Below are 7,037 nucleotides of genomic sequence, written 5' to 3' on the forward strand. Positions count from 1 at the left end.
AGGCTCTGGTGGCGTAAGGAATCCTGTTCCGTCAGCGGTCAGTTCATCGCTGAGTCAACCGCTGGCGGATACACCACTCAAAAGGACTTGACCGCGAAGTAGCAGCGGTGGGTAGTTGGGATCTAGAAATAAACGAACGCGGACTATCAAGTGAGGGCCGAGGCGATAGCACAGAGGAATACCAAGGCAGAAATTAAGAAACGACTTGAATGTGAGCAGCGCGCTCGAGTCGATACGACCGCGGATAATCTCGCAACCGTAGCGCGGGGAGTCAAGACCGCCGACACCACCAACATCGAAATCGCAGACGCAATGTCAGAGCTGTATGACTTGGGATACACCATTACCCAAATCGCCGACAAAGTCGGACTCTCATCTGGTCGTTTGCAGAGCGAGCATCGTCAGGCGAGCTAAACACACACGGAGAATTCCGGCGCTCCCTAGGACTCCAATCAGGAGGACGCCACGGAGCCTGCATCACAACCTCAAGAAAGTACGATCATACAAACGTACGCAACAGCGTATAGCCATGGAAGCACCACGGGGTAAAGGACGTAAACACCGTTCGTAGCCGACACACTAGTCGCCCTCCCTGGTGCCGGTAGCAACAAGCGGGCTTACGTTCATACCTCGCCCCCAGGACCTACGCGCTACACCGCCTGTTTCGGCTAAAGAGAACAGCGAAAGCACGTAAACCAAACGAAGGTGAAATGGTTGACGTGCTTTCGCTAACCTGAAATAAGTACCTACTGCCTCACGGCAGGGGAACCGTATATTGCTTACGGCCTGACCCATTTATTTTTCAGCTTTTGGTCGTCCTCTGGGCAAAGTAATCCCTGCTTTTTTCAAAGCTCGTTTCACCGTTGGGCGCGAAACGCCAAACTCCTTCATAGCCTGCGGGATGGTTGGGTAGTTGCCTGTCTGGAACATATGGTCATCAAAAAAGTTGGCAATCTGGCGAGCACCGACGCGTCCTCCTAGAGCCCTCTTCTTGTTGGCGGCTTCAAGTTTCCTACGTTCATTCTGCGCGTACTCACTGTCGGTGTTATTCCAACGTTCTGCAGCCTTCTTGCCGCCTCGCCGTCCCATAGTGGAAAGCGCTTTACGCTCACTGCTTGTCGCACGGCCTGGGGAAGATGAGTTCCCATATTCATTTGTCTTAGATGCTATAACGTATCCGCGCACTCGCCGTGCCATCGTTTGGCGATCACGTAGCGGTGGCATCTCCTCATCGCGTCCATCAGCTCCTACCCGTTGGGCAACTTTGTAGGCGTGTTCATAGGCATCAATAAGCGCCGTATCCGTCATCCTCTCCCCTGCTTTGCGCAGACGGTGACCAGTTTTAAGCGCATGGCGGAATGCGGTTTCATCACGGGCTGCCCGACCTTGTCGTATAAGTAAAACGCGAACCCCGTCGATAAGTTCGGGGTCGTATTGATCCAGCTCTCCGGCAATCTCGCCGTCAACTTCATCAGCGATGGTTTTAAACGTTTGAGCTTCCTCACGTCGAGTGCGTACCGCATTGATCAGTTCCCGTCCGCTTGAAAACTGTTGGCGAGGGTTCTTTTCGTGCTGGGCTTGGCCTGACATTGCTCGGACCTCCCTAATCATGTCTCCAAGACGGTTAACTCGACCATGCTGTCGATACCACCGATATGCAGTGGGCGAATCCCCTGTATAGAACGGACTACGGCTAAACCTGTGGGCGAAATGAGGATCATGATCGAGTAGTTCACCAAGAGCTCGGCTAGTGGCCGCTAGTAGACTCATGGGTGATGATTTTCCTTGTTCTCCAGCATAAACTGGATCAATCAGCCAGATGGCTTGTGCTTTACCTGATTGCGGGTTGATTCCCACCCAAGCCGGCCCGAGATTGTGGTCTAGAAGCTGGAGAAATGCGACTCGTACATCTTCCGCCAAATTGGTTGGGTGTCCGCCTGGTGTCCCTGGTTGATCGATGTCTACAACAAGGACTGTGGCTCGCTGTTTGTTGGTGAGCATTACGTATTCGCATTTGCCAAGAGCTTCTGAATCAACCCGGTATAAACGTGGCACAGAGCGCCCGTCCTGGGTGCGTCTGTATGATTTTGTGAAATCTCTATTGACGCACCCATGCAAAGTAGTCCTCCCCAAGTGGGCAATCAGCTCATCTCGGTCTGTGACACCTGCAGGTGTATCGTCTAGCCCTCCGCATGCACGTTTGTCATAGAGGGGTGGAGCTAAACTGGCGAGCCGGGTTGTGCCTGGGGGATCCGCTTTAGGTAGAGTCATGTATATGCTTTCCCCCAGGTTGGTGCCGGGTGATAAGCGAAGGTCATCAGGTTGCCGCCTGGTGGCCTTCATTCTTTTCTAGGGATGTTTCCTAGTGTAAATGACAGGTGCGTAAGTAACCCCATAACGCCCTAGTAGCCGTGGTGGATGTCCCCTTTCTACGCGGTTGTCTATCTAGGAGTGTCGCATACCGAAAGTAAAATATATGGCTGTAGAGCTATATGACCCTATGGCCCTACAGTCATATTAACTACCATTAGTTTTTACGGTTTTTCAACCATTCCATTGCCCACTCTTCCCAAAGCTGGGACAAGCTAGTGTCATCTTCCAGGGCTGCCAACTTAGCTTCTTTGAGAAGGGCCTTGTCTTTAACGTAAATGCGCAACGTTGCAGAACGCTCCTCAAAACCCGTTAGGGGAGCAGATACTTCTGCCTTCTCTTTCGTACCGACTTTTTTCCGGGCACTCGCTTCTGCTTTTTTTGCTGCATTTCCAATTCCCATGTCTCCTCCTAGAATGCTTCCTTTAGCTCTTCTGCTAGATCTACCCACTCCTGAAATGGCTTAGTGGTGATACGCGGAATAGTTCCACCTGCACCACGAGTGGCTGCCCGCGTTGGGATGATCGTGTCAGCGAGAGCCGCACGACTATTGGCTGAAAGGTTCTCTTCTGCCAGATCGAGTAATTTCTCCCGTTTATCGACGTTGACAAGCACTACCGCAACAGGAATGTTGGATCCTTCAAATGAATCGAGGGTCGCTTGGGTTCGTTTCATGTCCAAGGGGGAAACACCCGTTGGAATCAGGACGAGGTCGGCAGCACGCGATGCAACCTCCACAATACTGTTGCTGCCGGGAGGGGTATCTACAAGAACATAGTCGTAATCATCATATTGCGAGAGTGCAGTATTTAATGTCCGATCAGTGGGGACTGAGCGGACATCGAAGCCGATGTCACCACCAGCATCATCGAACCAGTCAGCTGCGGAACGCTGTTTGTCCGAATCGAGCACAACTACCCGATTTCCCATGGATGCGAGCGCAAATGCGAGCATCATAGCTGTTGTCGTTTTCCCTGTTCCGCCTTTAGTTTGGATAACCGCAATGGTGTTTGCCATACCCTGACACTAGCAGCCCACCGACATGAGCATACGAACATATAGCCATATGACCACACGTGTCGAGAGAGTGTCTCGGCCGTATGATGACTAAGTCGTTTCTATCCACTCTTAGCAACTATGAACATATGGCGATATGGACGTATGTTCATACAGTCATAGATTCATCGTGGGGTCTCATTTCTCTCCAGGCCACCGCTCCATGCCTTCAACAAGTTTCCCTGGATCAACATCAAGGATTGTGGCAAGCGTAAGGATATTCAACAAAGAAATATTCCGCTCGCCTCGCTCGACCGAGCTGACATAGGTTCGGTGAAGCCCTGCAAGATGAGCTAACGCTTCTTGGGAAAGAGTCTTCTCTTCACGAATTGTTCGTAGCCTTTGTCCAAATTCACGAAGTAGCGCATCATCGCCCTCAGTTTTATCCACCCATCAAAACTCTGAAAATGATGACCAAAGGTCTACAGACTATAAGTATCATTGAGGGCAATATTGATCGATTCGGAGGAAAAATGATCATTGCAGTCACAAATGACCGAGGTGGAGCAGCAAAAACGACTACCTCAATGCTGCTCGCTTCCGAGCTAGCACGACAGGGGAGGGGAGTGGCGGTCCTCGATCCCCTCGATGTGATTGCTGGAACCACTACAGGGCCGTACGGGATCTCCATCAATGCCAAGGCGAATGCGGATCCCCTGCCTTTTCAAGTTTTCAGTACCACGATCGCAAAGAAGCAAGGGCTTGACGAGTCGGTGCAGGAGTACCGCCGGATACAAGCGATCGATGCAGACCTTGGGCCCGGGGGAGTCACAATCCTCGACGGAGGTCGCGGCATGGCCCAGATCTGCGCACAAGTCGCCGAACGGACAATTGTCCCGATCACGACAATGCATGAGGAAAATGCCACCGCCATATTCGAAACTCTGGGGGAGTCTGGCGCCCTGCTTATTGTGCTTCGGGAGAGGGAAGACTGTAGCGAGTTTGGATTCGATTGCATACAGGAGACGATCGCTACTGTCATCTCGAATCCTCCCACTGTCTTGGCCAGCATCATCGAATCTCTGGGCAGAACACAGGGACGCCCTTACAGTTTTGATTGGCGCGAAGAACACTATTGCTTTGAGCTGTTGGTAAAAGAACTCGAATCTCGGTGGGGACTCTAATCGAATCACTTTCTTTCACGAATTCCTGTGTTCATTAAATCCAGCACAAACCACGTAAAGCTAAGAAAGAGAAGTCCAAGAAATGCCTCACCGCTCTTCCTCCCGCCACCTTTTGACCGCTACTGCTGTGGCTGTATCCGCAGGTCTTGTTCTGGCGTCTTGTACCAGCAGCGAAACCGGAGACGGCGGTACCGGCGGGCAGGAAACAACGGCGAAGGAACCCAACGCCATCCCCACCAAACCTCCTCATTTTGAAGGCAGCGATGAACGTTTTGCTTCCATCGCCAATGAAGGATGCAGCTCAATGTTCACTGAGAAGGCCGAAGAGTTCGTCTTGTACTACACCGCTGAAGACGGTGGCAACGCAGAATACGTCGACGTGTCCTTCCAGGAAGGCAACCCCACCCAATCCGGCCACAAAACCTGCGACATCATCATCAAAGACGCAGACATCACCGACATCCCAGGCGGCGACATCAACAACGCCACCATCACCGTGTCGGCCTTATCTGCAGAGCAGAACGAATATAATCGTGATGTGAACTCCGATCTTTACAACAACCGCTCGGAAAATGTGACGGAGTTCGAGAATGTAAACGACGTAGCAGGGGTGTCTGTTCTGGCCGATGATGGATTAGCTTATGCAAGCTCCAATGGGCTGGTTGAGGATTCGACCATGATTTTCAACACCAATATTGACCCCAACACCCGTGGCTATCTATTCAATGACAACACCGCTATGAATCTTACTTTCTCCATCAACCCCGGAGGAATCTCTGAGGAGGTCGAGCCTTACGGCCTTCGTGGTGCGTGGGTCTCGGTGCAAAGCGACGACCCACAGGAAACAACAAGTGGAAACAGTAGGAACGCTATTGGACACATGGCTTACACGCTATCCATGCTCATGTACGGCAAAATCGGTAAAGGTAGCGGTGAAGACTACGTAATCACCGGCTAAAGAACGCCATGTAGCTCACACATCTTGCCGGGTGCCTAATTCGATTCAAAGAATTCATACCAGACGGGACTGAGATCACACAGAAAACTCGAAATATAGAGATCAGCGGTTAAATCTATAAATCGGCATTGAACTACTTTCGTAACATAATCGGCATTATGTGACAGTTTCCCGGCTAGATAAATAAGTAACCGATCCCCTCCCAAGAGATGGGGTCATATAGCGATATAACCTTATAGGCATAGAGTCATATTAGAAGCCAAGCGGTCGCTCTCCCATAAGTTCAATCCCGCCACTGGAGATGATTTTTCCTGCAAAATCAGGATGCTCCCGCAGACCATGCCTGCAAGATATAATTGTTTCAGGCACACATTCACGCATACCCAATGACTCCGCGGGAGATGTGCGGGATTCGGAAGATTTACAGTGACATGTCACTAACTTTTTAATAGTGGCTATGACCTGTACTTTTAATACTCTTTTATAGGTCCTATTTCTCTAATAGGTACCAGGTTTTGTACAAACCTGGGGCCATACAAAAACGCGCGGGGAGTCCGGCCTGCCCGCCGTGCGCCCGTTTAATATTCGGCGGGCATTATTCTATGCAATGTATTCGGCTGGTCGGCGTTTACACGCCCGTGAGCTGGCGTGTTCTTTTTTCAATGTATTTTCCGCACGCAGCCCGTTGCTCACTCCGCGGGGACTTCATTGGGTCACATAGGCACATGTCTCTATGTCTATATGCCCATATAGGCATGGTCGCTCTGCGTATGGCCTGGTCTTAGAAAAGGAAATCTCTCCAACTACCGGCCAGTAGTTGGAGAGACATAATGCCCATCCCTTGGGAATACGCCCCAGGAAAAGTGCCATAACGACGCGGGGACGAACCTCGTCGTTGGACTGCATCGCGGACTGCTCACAGTACCCGCGTTTATGAGTGTAACAGGGTGTGTTCCATGGCTGTTTCTTGCCTGAAATGCGCTGTGGCCGTTTCTGGGGCGTTGAGGGGTCGTGATGGTGTATGGGGGTTGGTTTTGTTCCTGTTGGTCGGTCTGGGGCGATTCTGGGCGGTGTACAGCTCGTGAAGTGGTGCCGTGAATTGCCTTCTTTTTGCTTCATCCCTTGCGGTGGCTGCAAAAATTCTAAAGAACGTGTCTGGGTTCGTTGCATGTTCTGTGTACTGCTGATGGCCGTGAGGTGTGTGGTTTTTTCGTTCAGGATCGGTGGCCCGCGACTGCGGTGAGTGTGGTTTTTGTGGGCAAGGGCGACGAAGTCGTCCGCGCCAGCGCAACGAGCGGAGCGAGGCGGGAGTTCTTTTTCGTTGTTGTATGGGGCTAGATGTTGTGGTGGTCTGCCTCGCGCGTGCGCCCGCGCGCGTTATTGTTCTACTGGTATATGGATATAAAGATATAGGCGGGCGATTTTTTCTTTATTTGTGCTGGTTGTGGGTTTTTATTCTGGTTTTCGTGTGGGCAGATATGCGCAACCTTGTGGGTAAATATGCGCAGGCGTGTGGGCAGATATGCGCA

6 protein-coding genes are annotated in these 7,037 nt (G+C 51.4%); 2 read left to right on the forward strand and 4 right to left on the reverse strand.

Annotated elements, in window-relative coordinates:
- Positions 1-795 precede the first annotated feature (795 nt).
- From A37O_RS15190 to A37O_RS16220, 4 genes are all read right to left on the reverse strand, one after another.
- On the reverse strand, positions 796-2,055 hold the full coding sequence (locus tag A37O_RS15190; RefSeq protein WP_245533824.1) for a replication initiation protein: 1,260 nt from the start codon (positions 2,053-2,055) through the stop codon (positions 796-798).
- A 472-nt stretch (positions 2,056-2,527) separates the two neighbouring features.
- Positions 2,528-2,773 (reverse strand): hypothetical protein, encoded by a 246-nt coding sequence (locus tag A37O_RS0109270; protein ID WP_018297228.1) that lies wholly within the window; start codon positions 2,771-2,773, stop codon positions 2,528-2,530.
- A gap of 8 nt (positions 2,774-2,781) precedes the next feature.
- On the reverse strand, positions 2,782-3,387 hold the full coding sequence (locus A37O_RS15195; protein WP_033378012.1) for a ParA family protein: 606 nt from the start codon (positions 3,385-3,387) through the stop codon (positions 2,782-2,784).
- A 177-nt stretch (positions 3,388-3,564) separates the two neighbouring features.
- Positions 3,565-3,816, reverse strand: a complete 252-nt coding sequence (locus A37O_RS16220) for a helix-turn-helix domain-containing protein (RefSeq protein ID WP_083912632.1) — start codon at positions 3,814-3,816, stop codon at positions 3,565-3,567.
- Positions 3,817-3,833: 17 nt separating this feature from the next.
- Here A37O_RS16220 and A37O_RS0109280 point away from each other — a divergent pair, with 17 nt between their 5' ends.
- Together A37O_RS0109280 and A37O_RS0109285 are read left to right on the forward strand one after the other, a co-directional pair.
- Entirely contained in the window at positions 3,834-4,550 is a 717-nt protein-coding gene (locus A37O_RS0109280; RefSeq protein ID WP_083912633.1) for an AAA family ATPase, read from the forward strand.
- A 127-nt stretch (positions 4,551-4,677) separates the two neighbouring features.
- Entirely contained in the window at positions 4,678-5,508 is an 831-nt protein-coding gene (locus tag A37O_RS0109285; protein ID WP_156802556.1) for a hypothetical protein, read from the forward strand.
- Positions 5,509-7,037: the final 1,529 nt, after the last annotated feature.

Origin of the sequence: Corynebacterium lubricantis DSM 45231 (genome assembly GCF_000379425.1) — a bacterium.
GTDB lineage: Bacteria > Actinomycetota > Actinomycetes > Mycobacteriales > Mycobacteriaceae > Corynebacterium > Corynebacterium lubricantis.

Excerpts from the sequence above, each read along its gene's own strand:
- A37O_RS0109280 (WP_083912633.1), top strand. The coding sequence starts at position 3,834 with ATGATGACCAAAGGTCTACAGACTATAAGTATCATTGAGGGCAATATT.
- A37O_RS0109270 (WP_018297228.1), bottom strand. The coding sequence starts at position 2,773 with ATGGGAATTGGAAATGCAGCAAAAAAAGCAGAAGCGAGTGCCCGGAAA.
- A37O_RS15195 (WP_033378012.1), bottom strand. The coding sequence starts at position 3,387 with ATGGCAAACACCATTGCGGTTATCCAAACTAAAGGCGGAACAGGGAAA.